The sequence below is a fragment of the Morganella morganii genome, from assembly GCF_041099235.1.
Classification (GTDB): Bacteria; Pseudomonadota; Gammaproteobacteria; order Enterobacterales; family Enterobacteriaceae; genus Morganella; species Morganella morganii_E.
Window position 1 is genome coordinate 39,268 of sequence record NZ_JBFZSO010000006.1, and the last position, 18,489, is coordinate 57,756.

Here is an 18,489-nt window from a genome sequence, read left to right on the forward strand (position 1 = left end):
TTTTATTTCAGGAGCGGGTTATGAAGCCAGTGTCATCAGAAAAGCCGTTAACATTGTTACAGGTTATTGCGCTGGGGATTGGCGCGATGGTCGGTGCCGGGATTTTTGCCCTGCTGGGGCAGACGGCGCTGATTATGCAGTCTGCAACATGGATTGCCTTTGCCTGCGGCGGTCTGGTTGCGTTATTTGCCGGTTATGCCTATGCCCGGCTGTCCGCCTGCTATCCCTCACCGGGCGGCATTATTGATTTCTTCCGGTTGTCATTTCCCGCAGTGCTGACGATTGCCTTATCCTTTCTGTATCTTGTCACGCTGATCCTGACAGTGGCGATGGTGGCAAGGGCGTTCGGAGCCTATGCTGTTCAGCTTTTTCATCAGGGAAATGAATCGGCCTTATTACCGGAAGTGTATACCGCGTTTATTATTATCGCGGTCGGTCTGATGAATATCACCGGCAGCCACGCTGTCGGCAAAGTTGAAGTCCTTCTGGTGGGCACCAAACTGGTGATTATTATCGCCCTGGTAGCAACGGGTGTATTTACCGTGGATACAACACTGCTGAATATCAGCACGTTTTCCGGTGATACCCTTTTTTCCGCCGTCGGGCTGACGTTTTTCGCCTATGCCGGGTTCGGCATGATGGCAAATGCCTCAGATAAAGTGGCAGACCCCGGCCGGGTGATGCCGAGGGCATTTATGATCGCCATTTTATTCACGATTGCGCTGTATATCAGCCTGGCGCTGGTATTACTCGGCAATCTCTCGCCGTCTCAACTGGTGCGTTATGCCGATACCGCTGTGGCTCAGGTGGCTTATCCCGTATGGGGAAAAACTGGTTTTGTGATTGTGGCCGCCGCCGCGCTGCTGGCGACAACATCCGCCATTAATGCCACCCTGTTTTCCGCCTTTAATATCACCGACAGAATGTGCAGCACCGGTATTCTGCCGGATGCCTGGGGAAAAACGGTATTCCGGCAGGGTACGCTGGTGAATATTCTGCTTATTCTGCTGACACTGCTGCTGGCGCTGTTCCTGAATCTCAGTGATCTGGCAAATGTCGCCAGTTTTACGTTCCTCCTGTGCTATCTGATGGTGCTGGTGGTGGCGTGGCGTCAGAGCGCGGTTATCCGGGCATCAAAAATTATTACCGGTACCGGGATTGTCCTCGTTACCGCGGTATTGGCCGGTTTTGTGGTGACGTTGCTGAGCGGAGGGTTTATTTCTGTCAGTGTGATTGCCGCGGCGCTTATTCTCTGTCTGGCTGCGGGTTATCTGCGGAAACGGAGCCGGAAAGATGAATGAATGGCTGGATAACATTCTTCTTAATTATGTGACTTTTGTGTCGCTGTTCAGCCCTCCGGCAACCATCACTGCCGCCACGATTATCCTTGGCCGGATTGACCGGAACATATTGTGGCAAATCGCCTGGAAGATTGCGGCGGGATACACACTGGTCATGCTGGTGGTTATCTGGCTGGGGAACTGGCTGCTGACGGCTCTCGGGCTGAGTGCGGATGCGCTGACCGTCACCGGTGGCATTGCACTGCTGGCACAGGGATGGCCGATGCTTATCCGCGGGGTCAAAGAGGAGCACAGTGATATTCCGGTCAGTGTGACGCCGCCGAAAGATATTATGCGGCTGGCAATGGTACCGCTGCTTTTCCCGCTGTCGATGGGTGGCGGCACGATAGCGGTCGGAATTTCGCTGGCCGGACACAGTGATTCCCTGTCCGGGCTGATACAGCTTTCTGTTGTGATCCTGCTGATGCTGCCGACCATTGCGCTGACTTTTCTGGCAACCGGGCCGCTGCACGGGCGTTTATCCCCCGGGGTGATGGACACCCTGGCGCGGATCTCCGGCATCATTCTGGTCACGCTGGCGATTCAGTTACTGGTCTCGGGAATGGTCGGTATTATTACCACAAATCTGAAGCATCTTGCTGGATGAATTAAAAAAATAAAGCCCGGAAAACCGGGCTTTATGGGGTCTAAGAGAGAGGAAAAAATTATACGTCGATATTTGCCGCTTTCAGGGCGTTCTCTTCGATAAAGGCACGGCGCGGTTCAACATCATCACCCATCAGAGTGGTGAATAACTGATCCGTTGCAATCGCATCTTTCACCGTAACCTGCAACATACGGCGGGTTTCCGGGTTCATGGTGGTTTCCCACAGCTGTTCCGGGTTCATTTCACCCAGCCCTTTATAGCGCTGTACAGCCAGACCACGGCGTGATTCTTTCATCAGCCAGTCAAGAGCCTGTTCGAAGTTGCTGACGTTCTGACGGCGCTCACCGCGGACAACATAAGCACCTTCTTCAATCAGACCACGGATAAGCTCACCCAGTTTAGAGATGCGGGCATATTCGCTGCCGTGAACAAAATCGAAATCCAGATTGTAGTCAGTATCAACACCGTGCGTACGGATAGTCAGTACCGGCTCAAACAGCTGACGCTCTTTGTTTTCCGCAATGCGGTAGCTGTAGGTGCTGCCGTGTTCTTCATGACGGGTCAGGCGTTCTGTCAGGCTCTGTGCCCAGGCTTCCACCTCGGTTTTGTTCAGCAGCGCGGATTCTTCCAGTTTCGGCTGGTAGACCAGGCTGTTTAACAGTGCCAGCGGATAGAGACGCTCCAGGCGGCGGATAATTTTGTGTGCGCCGTTGTATTCGTGCAGCAGTTTTTCCAGATGTTCGCCCTGAATCGGCGCTGCATTTTCGTTTACATACAGTGCCGCGCCATCCAGCGCAATAGAGACCTGATACTGCTCCATCGCTTCGTCATCTTTAATATACTGTTCCTGCTTGCCTTTTTTCACTTTATACAGCGGTGGCTGTGCGATATACACATAACCGCGCTCAATGATTTCCGGCATCTGACGGTAGAAGAAGGTCAGTAACAGGGTACGGATGTGTGAACCATCGACGTCGGCATCGGTCATGATGATGATGCTGTGATAGCGCAGTTTGTCCGGGTTGTATTCGTCGCGGCCGATACCGCAGCCGAGTGCGGTGATCAGGGTGGCAACTTCCTGAGAAGCCAGCATTTTATCAAAACGCGCCTTCTCAACGTTCAGAATTTTACCTTTCAGCGGTAAGATTGCCTGGTTCTTACGGTTACGCCCCTGTTTTGCAGAGCCGCCCGCAGAGTCTCCTTCCACTAAGTACAGTTCGGAGAATGCAGGGTCGCGTTCCTGGCAGTCCGCCAGTTTACCCGGCAGACCGGCTAAATCCAGTGCGCCTTTACGGCGGGTCATTTCACGGGCACGGCGTGCTGCTTCACGGGCACGTGCGGCATCAATAATTTTACCGACAATGATTTTGGTGTCGTTCGGGTTCTCATCCAGATATTCAGACAGTTTTTCGTTCATCAGGGTTTCAACCGCAGTTTTCACTTCGGAAGAGACCAGCTTGTCTTTGGTCTGAGAGGAGAATTTCGGATCCGGCACTTTGACGGAAATAACCGCCACCAGCCCTTCACGGGCATCATCCCCGGTGGTGCTGACTTTGGATTTTTTATTCAGCCCTTCTTTCTCAATATAGCTGTTGAGTGTACGGGTCATTGCAGCACGGAAACCGGCGAGGTGTGTACCGCCGTCGCGCTGCGGAATGTTGTTGGTGAAGCAGTATACGTTTTCCTGGAAGGAGTCATTCCACTGCATGGAGACTTCCACGCCGATATCGTCTTTCTCGGTGGAGAAATAGAAAACGTTGTTATGAATCGAGGTTTTGGCGCGGCTTAAATATTCCACGAATGCTTTGATACCGCCTTCATAGTGGAAGTGATCTTCTTTGCCGTCGCGTTTATCGATCAGACGGATCGATACACCGGAGTTCAGGAAGGAGAGTTCGCGCAGGCGTTTTGCCAGAATGTCGTACTGGAATTCAGTCTCGCCTTTGAAGGTGTCCATGCTCGGCCAGAAACGCACGCGCGTCCCGGTTTTGTCAGTTTCGCCGACAACAGTCAGACGATCCTGCGGTTCACCGTGGCGGTAGATCTGCTCGTGAACTTTGCCGTCACGGCGGATAACCAGTTCCAGTTTTTCAGACAGGGCGTTAACAACAGAGACCCCGACGCCGTGCAGGCCGCCTGAGACTTTATAGGAGTTATCATCGAACTTCCCGCCGGCGTGCAGAACAGTCATGATAACTTCTGCGGCGGAGACGCCTTCTTCTTCATGGATCCCGGTCGGGATCCCGCGGCCGTCATCCTGTACGGAGACTGAATTATCATTGTGAATGGTCACAATGATGTCTTTACAGTAACCGGCGAGGGCTTCGTCGATAGCGTTGTCAACAACCTCGAAGACCATGTGGTGTAAACCGGTTCCGTCATCGGTATCACCAATGTACATTCCCGGGCGTTTACGCACCGCGTCCAGCCCTTTTAATACTTTGATACTTGAGGAGTCATAGGTATTCGACATCAACGTTTCCCGCTCATCTAATCCTGATTATTGAACCTGTATTTTACCTTTTTCCACGACAAAGAGGCGACTGTTTTCATCCGCCATATCACTGACCTGTTCAGGGGTGATGGCACTGACAAAAACCTGTGCCTGTGTGGCTTTCAGCCGGTGAGCCAGTAAAAGACGGCGCCCGGCATCCAGTTCGGAGGCAAAATCATCAAGCAGATACAGGCATTGCTGCCCGCTCTGACGGGTGAAATATTCACCCTGTGCTAACCGCAGCGCGCACATCAGCAGTTTTAACTGACCACGTGAAAGTAAATCTTCCACCGGCACCCCGTCCGCCCTGATCCGTAAATCCGCTTTATGCGGGCCGGAGGCGGTGTAGGTCAGTGCGCGGTCCCGTTCAAACTGGCGCTGCAGAAGCTCTGAATAATCGGTCTCTTTATCCCATCCGCGCTGGAAAGAGACACTCAGCGAAAATTCAGGTAAAAACTGCTGACAGGTCTGCTCAATATCCGGAGCAATCGCTGTCACATAATTCTCCCGCCACTGACTGACCTGTTCAGCAACCGGAATCAGCTGCTGATCCCAGTGGCGGATCTGACCGTAATTCGATACCTGGCGGAGGGCGGCATTGCGCTGTTTCACCAGACGTTTTAAATCACTCCACAGCGCAAAAAATTGCGGCTCATTGTGGAAACAGCCCCAGTCAATATAAGCCCGGCGGAATTTCGGCCCGCCGTTGAGCAGGGTAAAGCCTTCCGGGGTGATAAGCTGCATCGGCAGTAATTTTGCCAGCTCGGCAATTTTATGGCCGTCGGTACCGTCAATACGGACCTTGCTGTCACCCTGGCGGTTTTTACTCAGGCCGACGCTGGTGGCCCGGTCTGTCTGTTCCTGCCCGAGTTTGCCGTGCAGGATAAATTCATCGTTATCATGGCGGATAACACGCCCCGCCTGTACTGAGCGGAATGCCCGGCCGTGGCCGAGTGTGTAAATGGCTTCCAGAACACTGGTTTTACCGCTGCCGTTCGGGCCGACCAGAAAGTTAAACCCGGTGGCCAGCGGTAAATCCGCATTTTCGATATTGCGAAAATCACGGATAAGTAAACGCGAGAGGATCATCGTGTTACAGGCGCATCGGCATCACAACGTAAGCGGCTGCATCACTGGCGTCATCTTCAATCTGCACGCTGGAGGTGGCATCGGTCAGTTTCACAGAGACATCTTCGCATTTCAGTGTGTTAAGAACATCAAGGACATAGCTGACGTTGAACCCGATTTCCATGTCCGTTCCGTCATAGGTGACATCCACGATTTCTTCGGCTTCTTCCTGCTCCGGGTTATTGGCGGTAATTCTGAGCTGATTGTTGCTCAGGTAAATCCGCACGCCGCGGAATTTCTCGTTCGATAAAATCGCCGCACGGGAAAAAGCCTGCTTCAGCATATCACAATTTGCCGTCAGCGTTTTGTCCGGGTTTTTCGGCAGGACACGGCGGTAGTCCGGGAAGCGGCCATCCACCAGTTTGGAGGTGAAAATGAACCCGCCGACATGGGCGCGGATATTGTTACTGCCTATTTCCAGTTTCAGCAGGGCATCACCGCCGTCAAGCAGGCGCATCAGTTCGATAACCCCTTTACGCGGCACGATCACCGAATGGTCCGGCAGTTCCTGTCCGATATCCAGCGAGCAGACCGCCAGGCGGTGCCCGTCTGTGGCGACAGTACGCAGCACGGAGCCGCTGGTTTCAAACAGCATGCCATTTAAGTAGTAGCGGACATCCTGATGTGCCATGGAGAACTGGGTGGATTCAATCAGGCGTTTTAATGTTGCCTGCGGCAGGGAGAAAGTGACATCACTCTGCCAGTCATCCAGATTCGGGAAATCCGAGGCCGGTAAAGTGGACAGCGAGAAGCGGCTGCGCCCGGAGCGGACCAGAAGACGATCACCGTCAAGCTCAACACTGATTTGTGCGCCGTCCGGCAGACCCCGCCAGATATCCAGGAACTTCCGGGCCGGTACCGTGGTTTCGCCGTTTTCATGCGGCTGATCCAGCGGAACGGCGGCCATCATTTCCATCTCAAGGTCTGTCCCTGTGAGATGCAGTACGCCATCAGAGACTTTCAGCAGTAAGTTACCCAGAATCGGTAGGGTCGGGCGACCGCCCAACGGACTGCTGACCTGTTGTAAGGGTTTTAACAATTGCTCACGTTCAATGATAAATTTCATAGCGCTATGATGATAATGTCCGGATTAAGTTAGAAAAATCTTCTTTGATGTCGTGGCTTTCCTCACGCAGCTGCTCGATCTTACGGCAGGCGTGCAGAACGGTCGTGTGGTCACGGCCGCCAAAAGCATCCCCGATTTCTGGCAAACTGTGGTTTGTCAGCTCTTTTGCCAGTGCCATCGCCATCTGGCGCGGCCGGGCGACAGAGCGCGAACGGCGTTTGGAGAGCAGATCAGCCACTTTAATTTTATAATACTCAGCAACAGTTTTCTGAATATTATCGATGGTGACCAGTTTCTCCTGCAGTGCTAACAGATCCCGCAGTGCTTCACGCACAAAATCGATGGTAATCGCCCGCCCGGTAAAGTTGGCGTTGGCAATCACCCGGTTCAGTGCACCTTCCAGTTCACGGACATTGGAGCGCAGACGTTTCGCAATAAAGAAAGCCACTTCATCCGGCAGGCGGATGTTGTTTTCATCGGCTTTTTTCATCAGGATGGCGACCCGCGTTTCCAGTTCCGGCGGTTCAATGGCAACGGTTAATCCCCAGCCGAACCGCGATTTCAGGCGATCTTCCACCCCGTTAATTTCTTTCGGGTAGCGGTCGGAGGTCAGGATTATCTGCTGATTACCTTCGAGTAAGGCATTGAAGGTATGAAAAAATTCTTCCTGAGAACGCTCTTTGTTAGCAAAGAACTGAATATCATCTATCAGTAAGGCATCGACAGAACGGTAGTAACGTTTGAACTCTTCAATCGCGTTGTTCTGTAAGGCTTTGACCATATCCTGCACAAAACGTTCTGAGTGCATATAGACCACTTTGGCGTTGGCTTTGCTTTCCATAATGCTGTTGCCGACGGCATGTAATAAGTGGGTCTTACCCAGACCGGTTCCGCCGTATAAGAACAGCGGGTTGTATGCGCCACCCGGGTTATCTGCCACCTGACGGGCGGCTGCGCGCGCCAGCTGGTTCGATTTACCTTCCACAAAGCTGTCAAAGGTGTGCTTCGGGTTAACGTTGGAACGGTAAGCCACATCCGGCTCCGCGCTGTTATCATGCCAGCTCGGGCGCAGTGCGGGGGCTTTTTCCCGCGAATGCGGCTGTTTCATCGTCCGTGACGGGGGAATACTTCTTTCCGGTGTGCTGACAGCGCCGGCCGGTTTATTACCGACCTCAAAGCGCAGTTGCGGAATGTCGTTGCCGCAGAAATCGGACAGGAGCGCATTAATGTTATTAATGTACTTTTCCCGTACCCAGTCGAGCACAAACCGGTTTGGGGCATAGAGCGCCAGAGTGTCATCACTCAGCTCAGCCTGAAGGGGGCGTATCCACATACTGAATTCTGTGGCAGGTAATTCATCCTGCAAACGGGCAAGACATTGCTGCCAAAGCGAAAGAGACACGGTGAACTCCCCTAAACAAGACCAGTCAAAGAAACAGAATAAGATTTTTCACGCAGACACAGCACATACAGACGAATTGTCCTCTGCATGTTTCAACGGACACTTCAGTGTACAAAAGTGGGGCTGTGTTATGGACGATCATTCCCTGCACCGGCGATCACCGCACGGGTGAAAATGATCGTGACGACGGATCATATCGCAAAAGCGGGACAAGATCCTCATCCTTTTACACAGTTTTCCGGGTTTTTATCCACAGGGGCTGTCAGCCCGTCCGGAGCGGGATTCAGGCCGGAGTATAACGAATCCGGGCAGGAGAATACAGCGGGAAGATCCCGTTTGGGGATAAGTTTTGGTGAATTATCCTCAGGCTGAAAAACCGCATTCAGGATCCGGCGCGTGATCGAATATTCACGGATCGCGGATCGATCCTTGCGCTTTGCCGGGGAGTCCGTATAATCTTGCACCCTGTGCGCGTTATCTGTGTCTTGATACGGTGATGTGTGCAGGCAGGTTATGGGTAAATGCAATTATGTGCAGAAATCTGTGTTATCGCGCCATCTTTGATTGACGGACAGGCCCGGATTTTATTACAATCTCGCATCTTTCCATATTGATGTTGCGATAAGGCACAGAGGTCAGCCACTTTCCGTGATGGCCCTTTCAGCAGAAAGATGAGAATCCGCCGCTGAATTTACTGTTTGCCGATGCGTTTACTGAATCAGTAATAATTTAAAGTTTAGGTAGAAACCGCTATGAAACGCACTTTTCAACCGTCCGTACTGAAGCGTAACCGTTCCCATGGTTTCCGCGCTCGTATGGCCACTAAAAATGGTCGTCAGGTTCTGGCTCGCCGTCGTGCTAAAGGCCGCGCTCGTCTGACCGTTTCTAAGTAATAAAGCTAACCATCTGACGTGGTTAAGCTCGCTTTTCCGAGGGAGTTACGTTTGTTAACTCCCGAGCATTTCAACTTTGTTTTCCGGCAACCACAACGGGCAAGTACTCCTGAAATAACACTTCTGGGACGCCGTAATGAGCTGGAACATCCCCGCATTGGTCTTACCGTCGCTAAAAAAAACGTTAAACGGGCTCATGAGCGCAACCGCATCAAACGGTTAGCGCGTGAATACTTTCGTCTGCACCAACATGAGTTGCCCGATATGGATTTCGTGCTTCTGGTAAGAAAAGGGGTATCGGAGTTGAGTAATCGCGAGATTACGGAAGCATTGGGTAAGTTATGGCGTCGTCACAGTCGCTTGGCGCACGCTTCCTGATCCTGTTAATCAGAGGTTACCAGCTGGTGATAAGTCCGCTGCTGGGACCACGTTGCCGCTTCACACCAACATGCTCGCAATACGGAATTGAGGCATTGCGCAGGTTTGGTATGATAAAAGGCGGTTGGTTAACGGTGAAACGCGTATTAAAATGCCACCCTTTACACGAAGGTGGTGATGATCCTGTCCCACCTAAAAATGATGATAACAGAGAACATTAACGATGGATTCGCAACGTAATCTTCTATTCATCGCTTTGCTACTCGTATCCTTCTTTGCATGGCAGACGTGGGAAAGTGATAAGACACAAGCACTTAACGCGGCTACTCAGGCAACGCAGCAGACGACAACGCCAAGTGGTGAAAGCAGCGGGCAGAACAAATATATTACGGTCAAAACAGATGTGCTGTCACTGAACATCAATCTGCGCGGCGGTGATATTGATGAAGCTGACCTTTTGGCTTACCCGGCAACCTTAAAATCCGCAGATCCGTTCCGCTTACTGGAAACAACTCCTGAATTTGCCTACCAGGCAATCAGTGGTTTAACCGGTGTGAATGGTCCGGATAACCCGAATAATTACAAAGATCGCCCGCTGTATACCACTGAAAGCGATACATTTGTGCTGGCGAAAGGCCAGGATGAACTCCGTGTTCCTCTGACTTTCGTTCTGGATGGTGTCACTTATGTGAAAACCTATACCCTGAAGCGCAAAGATTATGCCATCAGTGTTGATTACACCATCAAAAACGACACCTCAGCTCCGCTGGAAATGGCGTTTTTCGGTCAGTTAAAACAATCTGTGAATTTACCGGAACGTCTTAACAACGGCAGCAGCAACTTTGCGCTGCATACCTACCGTGGTGCGGCATACTCGTCTGAAGACACTAACTACAAAAAATACAGCTTCAGTGATATCGAAGATAAACCACTTAACATCAACAGCAATGTTGGCTGGGTGGCGATGTTACAGCAGTATTTTGCGACAGCGTGGGTTCCTGAGAAAGGCACCACCAACAACTTCTATACACTGTACAGTGCCAAAACCGGCGATGCATTTATCGGCTATAAGAGTGATGCAATCCGTATCGGGGCAAACAGCGAAGCGAAATATAACGCAACACTGTGGGTCGGACCGGAACTGCAGAACGAAATGGAAGCCGTGGCACCACATCTGGACTTAACCGTTGATTACGGCTGGTTATGGTTCATTTCTCAGCCGCTGTTCAAGTTACTGAAGTTTATCCACAGCTTCATTGGTAACTGGGGCTTCTCCATCATCGTTATCACCTTTATCGTCCGCGGTATCATGTATCCGCTGACCCGTGCGCAATACACCTCTATGGCGAAAATGCGTATGCTTCAGCCGAAGCTGAAAGCAATGCGTGAGCGCATCGGTGATGACAAACAGCGCATGAGTCAGGAAATGATGGCGCTGTACAAAGAAGAGAAAGTGAACCCGCTGGGTGGCTGCTTACCGCTGATTATCCAGATGCCTATCTTCCTGGCACTGTATTACATGCTGATGGGCTCGGTGGAACTGCGTCACGCGCCGTTTATCGGCTGGATCCATGACTTATCCGCACAGGATCCGTACTACATCCTGCCGATTCTGATGGGTGCAACGATGTTCGTGATCCAGAAACTGTCTCCGACAGCGGTCACCGACCCGTTACAGCAGAAGATTTTCACCTTTATGCCGGTGATCTTCACAGTCTTCTTCCTGTGGTTCCCGTCAGGTCTGGTTCTGTACTATATCGTCAGTAACCTGGTGACTATCCTCCAGCAGCAGATTATCTATCGCGGCCTGGAAAAACGCGGTCTTCACAGCCGCGACAAAAAATAAGCCCGTGACCGGCGGGGAATCTCTGCCGGTCTTATAGTATTATTTAAAGGCGGTCATATTGACCGCCTTTATTGTTTATCACACGGTGAGAAAGAGAGACATGGTCATGAATAACGCTGAAATTCAGAGCACCGATACCATTGTGGCACAGGCAACCCCGCCGGGACGCGGCGGAGTCGGTATTTTGCGTGTGTCCGGCCCGCAGGCGGCACAGGTGGCTCAGATTGTACTGGGGAAACTCCCGAAAGCGCGTTATGCCGATTATCTGCCTTTCCGTGATGAAACCGGCAAAGTGCTGGATCAGGGGATTGCGATTTTCTTCCCCGGCCCGAACTCCTTTACCGGTGAGGATGTGCTGGAACTCCAGGGACACGGCGGGCCGGTTATCCTCGATTTATTGTTAAAACGTATTCTGCTTATCGATAATATCCGTATCGCCAATCCCGGTGAGTTTTCAGAACGTGCATTCCTCAATGACAAACTGGATCTGGCACAGGCCGAAGCTATTGCTGACCTGATTGATGCCAGTTCGGAGCAGGCGGCCCGTTCTGCGATGAATTCATTACAGGGTGCTTTCTCCGGCGAAGTGCATCAGATGGTGGAAGCGCTCACTAACCTGCGGATTTATGTGGAAGCAGCAATCGACTTCCCGGATGAAGAAATTGATTTTCTCTCGGATGGCGTGATTGAAGCTAAACTCGATACCGTGATTGCTGATCTGGAACGGGTTCGTTCTCAGGCGCGTCAGGGCAGCCTGCTGCGTGAAGGGATGAAAGTGGTGATTGCCGGTCGTCCGAATGCCGGAAAATCCAGTCTGCTGAATGCGCTGGCCGGCCGCGAAGCCGCGATTGTCACCGATATTGCCGGAACCACCCGTGATGTGCTGCGCGAACATATTCATATCGATGGTATGCCGCTGCATATCATTGATACCGCCGGGCTGCGCGAAGCCGGGGATGAAGTGGAGCGGATCGGTATTGAACGCGCCTGGCAGGAAATTGCACAGGCAGATCGCGTCCTGTTTATGGTGGACGGTACCACGGTGGATGAACAGACCCCGGAACAAATCTGGCCGGAATTTATGTCCCGCTTACCGGCCGGTATTCCGGTCACTATTATCCGCAATAAAACCGATATCACCGGGGAAACCACCGGCATCACAGAGCGGAATGGCGATACGCTGATTAAACTCTCCGCCCGTGAAGGTCACGGCATTGATTTGCTGCGCGATCACCTGAAAACCACTATGGGGTTTGAAGGCAACACTGAAGGCGGATTCCTCGCCCGCCGCCGTCACTTACAGGCGCTGAATACGGCTGCGGAGCATCTGATTTCCGGCCATGAGCAGTTAGTGGTTGCCCGCTCCGGCGAGTTACTGGCAGAAGAACTGCGCCTCGCCCAGCAGGCACTGAGCGAAATCACCGGGGAATTTACCTCAGATGATCTGCTGGGGCGTATTTTCTCCAGCTTCTGTATCGGTAAGTAATAAAACAGCAGCGGGGGATCATCAGATCCCCCGCTGCAATAGCCATTTCCTGAACCAGCCCCTGTTCGTCGTTACTGTACGACTATCCTGACATCGATACTGCCTGTATAAGAATCTGCCTGGATTTGCCCCCTGCCGCAAAGATTAAAATAATAACTGAGTGAATCCCCGGTATTCGCCTGAACCCGTTTATTGATAGATATTAATTCATTGTATTTCAATGCATTTGTGGCGTTATCATTGCATATTGAATTATCAAGTGGCGTTGTACTCAGTGACGTGACGATATACGGCCGGATAACGGCGTTTGTTTTGGCGGGCTGTAAATCCATACCCGTCTTTGTATTCACTTTTAATCTGTTGTGCGGTGACAGGTAAATATAACCTGATCCATTCTTATTACAGTTAAATGTGATACCGGCGAGAGAACTTTCCAGTAAGGTTGGTCCGGTAAATCTCCCGGCTAATTGATTCGAAAAAATAATATTTGTCGGCGTCGTCGGAATAATATCACAGGTTTTTAAGACATAGATTGATCCGCCGGTTGCGGAGCCGACCGCTGTATTATTATAAACTTTCTGATTGATGTTTATCCTGTTTATACCAGAACTCATAGCATAGCCACTTGTCATCACATACCGGCCTGCTTCTGGTACACCAACGGTATAAAGGTGAAAACCTGTAATTTTCACATTCAGATAATCATACATAGCCCAGCCGCTATAGGTTGAAAAGCAGAGGGGACCTCTTTGCCAGACTTTATCAGGAAGTGAACCGGTTACTTTTGAGTTAACAACAGAATGGCTATAAGGGGATGTTTGTCCTCCGTTATCACTGAGTATGCCATAGCTCCAGGTGACATCTGGGGCGCCAAGGAAATAACCATTACCCGATGAACCGCCTGCTTTGGCAAATTTAAATCCGTAAACGCCGTTTTGCCCCGGAACCTGTTCAATAAATCCCTTTTGTTCTGTACCCACAGTGGAAAAATCGGAACAGTCATTTCTTATCTGGCTGAATCCCGTTTTATGGATATTCTCGAGGTACCCTATTAAACCGCCCGGTGATGCTGTCTGAGAATGATAGCCCACACTTCCGGTTACCCCCTCAGCAATATAAAAATCTGCCGCAGACGCAGAGGATGAAAAAAATGCAATGCCGGTCAGTACTGTTAAAAGATAATTATGTGATTTCATCATCACTCCTGAATTTATTTTTAAGATTACAGACAAGGTACGTTCAGCATTCTGATCGGTGATTGCGGTGTTATCTCTATTTTCCCGATCCCGCTGAATTTCACGGTACATTGCTGATTATCCTGACCCCACTGAATAAATAACTCGCCACTGTCCGGTAAACCACTCATGTATAACTGCTGGTGATTACCCATAATGCCGGTATTAATCTCATCATCTGTGTTGTTCAGGCGGGCAATTGCGCCGAATGGCGGTAATTTCCCGTCTTTTGTTATTGTCAGTAATGCCTGATAGCCGATTTTTGTATTAAAGCGGCGTTTTATGACGGCACCTTCTGTCGGATATACCGTCATGGACGTTTCTTTGAATGTCACGTTTTCAGGCAATGTATCGACATTGACGTTAATATGGTTGGCATTGAATCCGTTAAGATGGCCTGCGACGGCATTACCAAACCGGTCAAATGACGAATAACTGTTGAGTTGCGTCGTTGCCGCACCATCGGCACTGATAACGGCAATGGTATTTCCGAGCTGGCGGGATAATGTTATTCCGTCACTGTGTGCAACCAGCCCGCCGGACAGGTTTGCCGAGAGGCTCTGTGAATCCTGAGAATAGCTGTAACCGCCGGATACGGTAGCGATATCGCTATTGTATGACGCATTGGCGCTGGCATTGTATTGGTTTCCCGCACTGTTCAGATTCTGATACAAGCCATAGGACAGTTTATTATCAAACGCACTGTCGGTGATACCCAGTTGCTGAGTGGTTTCATTTTGGTTATTACGGGTCATTCCGTAAGTGGCCACCATTGAGCGGCTGACCGTGTTATTGGTAAACAGACTGAACGGAACACTGATATTGAGAGCAACCCAGCGATTTTCCGGCCATTCATTATTATCGGTTTTCATACGATCAATATTGTAGCTCAGGTCGTAATTCACCCCTTTAATATTGGTATTGTAGGAAACGGCCAGGTTGGTATTTGATTTTTGCTCATTCCAGTATGTATTTTTCGTCGCACGGAAGCTGACTGTTCCGTACTCTTTCAGGGATTGGGTGATTGAAGTATGGAAACTGTAGCGCGCTCTGGCAGTGAGCCACGGGGCGAGATCATCTTTCAGTGCATAGCCCGCATTATTGAAATCCGAAAAACTGTAATAATCCTTTGTGCTGTAGCGCATTGCCGTCAGGTCAAACGAAGTCCCTGTGGATAACATACTTTTGGAATAACGGATTCTGTATGATTCACCAGTGTAATCGGTATCCGCAATAGTCGCCCGTGAATGGGTTCCGTCGACAGAAACCGCACCGGCCATACCCAGAGAAACGCCGGCACCGCCGGAAACAGCACGGTAATCATTGGCCAGCAGTGTGCCGCCGTATAATGTGACGTTTTCCGGAAGCCCGTAACTGAATGTACCGAGAATGAATTTCTGGCGCCGGGAGCCTTCTGTCAGATGCCCGTCATATTCCCCCGCGCTCACTTCGTAATTATACATACCGGGGCGGAGCATGGTCGGAAGTGACGAATAAGCCTGAGTAAAGACACGGGTTGACCCGTTATCTTCTTCAATCGTCACTTCCATATCACCCGACATATTACCGGAAGGAATATCGTCGATCCGGAATTCACCGGGAGAGACAAACGTCTGATAGACAACCATGCCATTCTGACGGACAGTGACGGTCGCGTTACTGTTTGCTGTACCGGTAACGACAGGAGCAAAACCGCGGCGGTTATCCGGTTGCATCTGATTGTTTGATGTAAGCGTGATACCTTTCATCGGAATACTTTCAAAAATATCACTGGCAGTACTGATCTCACCGAGCCGCAATGTTGATTTCAGTGAGATAATTGACCGGTAAAGATGTGTGCCGGAAAAATCAGAGGATGAAGACGTGCCGGACTGATTACGGGCATTGTTATACACATAATTGGAACGCAGCCGCCAGGCGCCGAGGTTAACCCCGCCGTTCACACTGCTGAAAAACATCTGATTATCAGATGAGCTGAGTGATTTTTTTTCTGACGCAGATGTTCTGGAATAGTTAATAAAATAGTTTAACACCAGGGCCGTAATACCTTCATCCAAATCGCCGGATTTCAGAATATCAAAACCGGAGGATTGCATGGCAATCTGAGGAACGGAGATATTGACGGATAATTTTTGCAGGTTAAACGTCACAAAAGCATCGGGAATATAGTCAGATACCGGAGAAATAATCTGATCAGCCGGAAGATTTCTGAACGCAGGAATGGCGTCAGTATTGACACCCATCTCGTTTAATTCACGGACAGTAAATGCGGGATCAATTTTCTGATCCTGGCCATCAGTGAACCGCACATCACGCTCACCGAGAAAACGGTTATTGATAAAAACCGCCATGTTGTAAGTACCGGCAGAAATGCTGTTACCCTGCTCATATTGGTTCAGGTCGATCATCGAACTGTCTAATCCGGTGCCATTCATTAATAACGCCGGGTCAAAATAGGTTTCGGCTGAAACATAAAACGGAAATACAGATATCAGACAACATAAAATAGTCTTTGATTTTATTTTTCTTATTGTAATTATCTTCATTTTAATTTCCCGGATGTAACAATATCAACCCTGTCATTTGTTCGTTACGGTATGCTTTTCAAGTTCAAATAAATTCTCATCATTTATTTGCCATGTGATAACATCGTTTTCATTTCCTGCAGGCAGCACAATATCTTTTGAAGAAAAGGGTTCGACAGTGATTAATGCATTTCCGTCTTTGAGTTCTGTATTTCCGGCCATTAATTTATCAAAAGTGACAAAAAGCGGGGTCGGATTTTCAAGGGTAAGCATATTTTTATTCTGCTTAACGACCAGCTTATCTTCGATATCGGCTAATGTAATGTTTTCAATAGCCGATGGTCTGTAAAGCAGTTTAAAGTAAAATTCCGGCGATATTTTAAAAGAGATGCCGTCGGAATCTGACTTGTTCTCAGCAGGAATTGCTTTCATTCCTATCCAGAATAATGATTCCCGATCCTGAGGTAATGTCTTGCCGTTAACCTCATTTCCGGTTCTCCGGATTACCCAGCTATATGAATGATGCGATTCCAGTTTTTTCAGAGGCGGTAATATAATAAAAGGAGCCTTATCCTCTTTGATATTTTCGGCAGGTAAAAATGCGTTTTCTTCTGTGCCAGAAACCCAGGTTTCTATCAGATAAGGAATAGCTGTATTATTGGACAGCGTAATACTGATACCATTTTTACTGCTCTCCTGATAAACGTAACGTTTTAACGGAAAATTAAACCCTTCTGATGCCGTGGCACATTGAATAAACAGCGCGGATAACACCAGAATACGGACTGATTTTTTTAGTAATTTTTTAATCATTTTGTTATTTTCCCGCCGTCGTCTTAAACAGATCGGAGGCGCCGCCCAAATCATTAATGACACGCCATTCCACCTGGTTTATTTTTCCGGAAACCGGCAGACTGACTGATGAAAATGGCGGAACCATCGGTGCTCTGTCCGCGTGATAGTCTTTTCCGTCCAGATTTAAATACTCAAGAGTATAAAAATACCCGGAAGGGTTTTTTATCGTTAGCCGTTTTCCGTCTGTGCTGAAGGAAAGTGATCCGGCAAGCTTATCTGCATCGCCGGCAACCGACGCTGGCCGGTAAAATACTTTGATAATAATACGTGTGGCGATATTAAAATTGGCCGCGATGTCGTTATCATTATTTTTTATTTTTTTTCCTTCCGGAATCAGATTAACCACAAAATAAAAGATGGACTCTCTGTCCGCAGGCAGTTTACTGAAATCTTTAGGTAAAATCCGGATGGCATTTCTTGAGTTTTTTTCCAGTCTTGCCAGCGGAGGAACCGTCACAAACTGAGTAACAGCTTCGCTTTGAGCATTCGCATGGTCAACAAGGATAGTATTTTGAACCAGATATAATTTATCACTATCGTTAATAATATTAATTGATTGATTTTTATCAGATTCATTAAAAACGATGCGTGTTTTATCCAGAGAGACACCGGCAAATGAAGACAAACTTATCGCAAAAAGACCTGAAATCAAAGTAAGCAGCGTAATGTATGTTTTCATTTTTATATCTCTTATTAATTAATGTAATAGCTGAATGAGAGTGACGCTGAAAAATTGCCTTCCCGTGGTTCACAGGAGGTGTTCTTACACCGGAGCCGGGCTTTGATGATTTTAGTTTCGGAGTCACTCATTATATTATCCCACACAACAGATTCATTTGAAGGGATAGCCGTTGTATTTTTTTTGAAAACATTGACGCCGTCTGTAATTTGCAGGCCAATCTCGCTATTCGGGTCATCATTAAAAAAATCATCTGTTCCTGTCAGTGTATTACCCTCTGAAATAAACACTTTTGAGTTGGCAATATTGCTGTCGGTACAATTTGTCAGTCCGAGTGACACATCGGTAACGGCCATATCATTTTTTATATCGCTGCTCGATACACTGCCGGTTCCGGGGGTCGTTTCGATAATAATTTCATTTTTCACTGATACATCACAGGTTTTGGCTAAAAAAAGAACAGAAAAATGGTATGTGATTTTATCCGCAGCCAAAGAGACAGTAATTCCCGGAAGAAAGGAAACAAAGATTATCAACAGTAATTTTAGTTTCATA

Annotated in this window: 16 protein-coding genes; 7 read left to right on the forward strand and 9 right to left on the reverse strand. The window is 49.2% G+C overall.

Annotated elements, in window-relative coordinates; genetic code table 11:
• Positions 1-20: 20 nt before the first annotated feature.
• The gene (locus tag AB7038_RS11405; protein ID WP_368889590.1) at positions 21-1,301 is read left to right on the forward strand and encodes an APC family permease; all 1,281 of its coding nucleotides are present in this window, start codon (positions 21-23) and stop codon (positions 1,299-1,301) included.
• Entirely contained in the window at positions 1,294-1,947 is a 654-nt protein-coding gene (locus AB7038_RS11410) for a MarC family protein (protein ID WP_072871617.1), read from the forward strand. The genes AB7038_RS11405 and AB7038_RS11410 overlap by 8 nt, the downstream gene beginning before the upstream one ends.
• Before the next feature lie 58 nt (positions 1,948-2,005).
• Here the strand turns inward: AB7038_RS11410 and gyrB are convergent, their stop codons facing one another.
• From gyrB to dnaA, 4 genes are read right to left on the reverse strand one after another with little or no spacing between them, the layout of a single operon-like run.
• Positions 2,006-4,420 carry a DNA topoisomerase (ATP-hydrolyzing) subunit B gene (gene gyrB, locus AB7038_RS11415; RefSeq protein ID WP_368889589.1) on the reverse strand — a complete coding sequence of 805 codons (2,415 nt, stop codon included), beginning with the start codon at positions 4,418-4,420 and terminating at the stop codon, positions 2,006-2,008.
• 27 nt (positions 4,421-4,447) lie between these two features.
• A complete protein-coding gene (gene recF, locus AB7038_RS11420; RefSeq protein ID WP_369453338.1) occupies positions 4,448-5,530 on the reverse strand; it encodes a DNA replication/repair protein RecF in 1,083 nt (360 codons plus the stop codon).
• Positions 5,531-5,534: 4 nt separating this feature from the next.
• On the reverse strand, positions 5,535-6,635 hold the full coding sequence (gene dnaN / locus AB7038_RS11425) for a DNA polymerase III subunit beta (protein ID WP_004236713.1): 1,101 nt from the start codon (positions 6,633-6,635) through the stop codon (positions 5,535-5,537).
• 4 nt (positions 6,636-6,639) lie between these two features.
• A complete protein-coding gene (gene dnaA, locus AB7038_RS11430) occupies positions 6,640-8,037 on the reverse strand; it encodes a chromosomal replication initiator protein DnaA (RefSeq protein WP_369453339.1) in 1,398 nt (465 codons plus the stop codon).
• Between the two features lie 752 nt (positions 8,038-8,789).
• On the opposite strand from dnaA, the gene rpmH reads away from it, so the two are divergent.
• The 5 genes from rpmH (at position 8,790) to mnmE (ending at position 12,640) form a co-directional block, all read left to right on the forward strand.
• Positions 8,790-8,930, forward strand: a complete 141-nt coding sequence (gene rpmH / locus AB7038_RS11435) for a 50S ribosomal protein L34 (RefSeq protein WP_000831330.1) — start codon at positions 8,790-8,792, stop codon at positions 8,928-8,930.
• A gap of 18 nt (positions 8,931-8,948) precedes the next feature.
• A complete protein-coding gene (rnpA, locus tag AB7038_RS11440; RefSeq protein WP_071592722.1) occupies positions 8,949-9,308 on the forward strand; it encodes a ribonuclease P protein component in 360 nt (119 codons plus the stop codon).
• Entirely contained in the window at positions 9,272-9,529 is a 258-nt protein-coding gene (gene yidD / locus AB7038_RS11445) for a membrane protein insertion efficiency factor YidD (RefSeq protein ID WP_015422368.1), read from the forward strand. The genes rnpA and yidD overlap by 37 nt, the downstream gene beginning before the upstream one ends.
• Before the next feature lie 2 nt (positions 9,530-9,531).
• Positions 9,532-11,154, forward strand: a complete 1,623-nt coding sequence (gene yidC, locus AB7038_RS11450; protein ID WP_072871612.1) for a membrane protein insertase YidC — start codon at positions 9,532-9,534, stop codon at positions 11,152-11,154.
• Between the two features lie 121 nt (positions 11,155-11,275).
• Positions 11,276-12,640, forward strand: a complete 1,365-nt coding sequence (gene mnmE, locus AB7038_RS11455; protein WP_024473709.1) for a tRNA uridine-5-carboxymethylaminomethyl(34) synthesis GTPase MnmE — start codon at positions 11,276-11,278, stop codon at positions 12,638-12,640.
• 71 nt (positions 12,641-12,711) lie between these two features.
• Here the strand turns inward: mnmE and AB7038_RS11460 are convergent, their stop codons facing one another.
• The 5 genes from AB7038_RS11460 to AB7038_RS11480 are packed head-to-tail and all read right to left on the reverse strand — an operon-like array spanning position 12,712 to position 18,488.
• Positions 12,712-13,947: a hypothetical protein gene (locus tag AB7038_RS11460; protein WP_369453340.1), complete on the reverse strand. Its 1,236-nt coding sequence runs from the start codon at positions 13,945-13,947 to the stop codon at positions 12,712-12,714.
• Positions 13,863-16,421 carry a fimbria/pilus outer membrane usher protein gene (locus tag AB7038_RS11465; RefSeq protein ID WP_369453341.1) on the reverse strand — a complete coding sequence of 853 codons (2,559 nt, stop codon included), beginning with the start codon at positions 16,419-16,421 and terminating at the stop codon, positions 13,863-13,865. The genes AB7038_RS11460 and AB7038_RS11465 overlap by 85 nt, the downstream gene beginning before the upstream one ends.
• 33 nt (positions 16,422-16,454) lie before the next feature.
• Complete coding sequence (locus AB7038_RS11470) at positions 16,455-17,213, reverse strand: fimbrial biogenesis chaperone (protein WP_369453342.1); 759 nt, start codon at positions 17,211-17,213, stop codon at positions 16,455-16,457.
• Positions 17,214-17,217: 4 nt separating this feature from the next.
• Positions 17,218-17,934, reverse strand: coding sequence for a fimbrial biogenesis chaperone (locus tag AB7038_RS11475; RefSeq protein ID WP_369453343.1), 717 nt, complete (start codon positions 17,932-17,934; stop codon positions 17,218-17,220).
• Positions 17,935-17,948: 14 nt separating this feature from the next.
• Positions 17,949-18,488 carry a fimbrial protein gene (locus AB7038_RS11480; protein WP_369453344.1) on the reverse strand — a complete coding sequence of 180 codons (540 nt, stop codon included), beginning with the start codon at positions 18,486-18,488 and terminating at the stop codon, positions 17,949-17,951.
• Position 18,489: the final 1 nt, after the last annotated feature.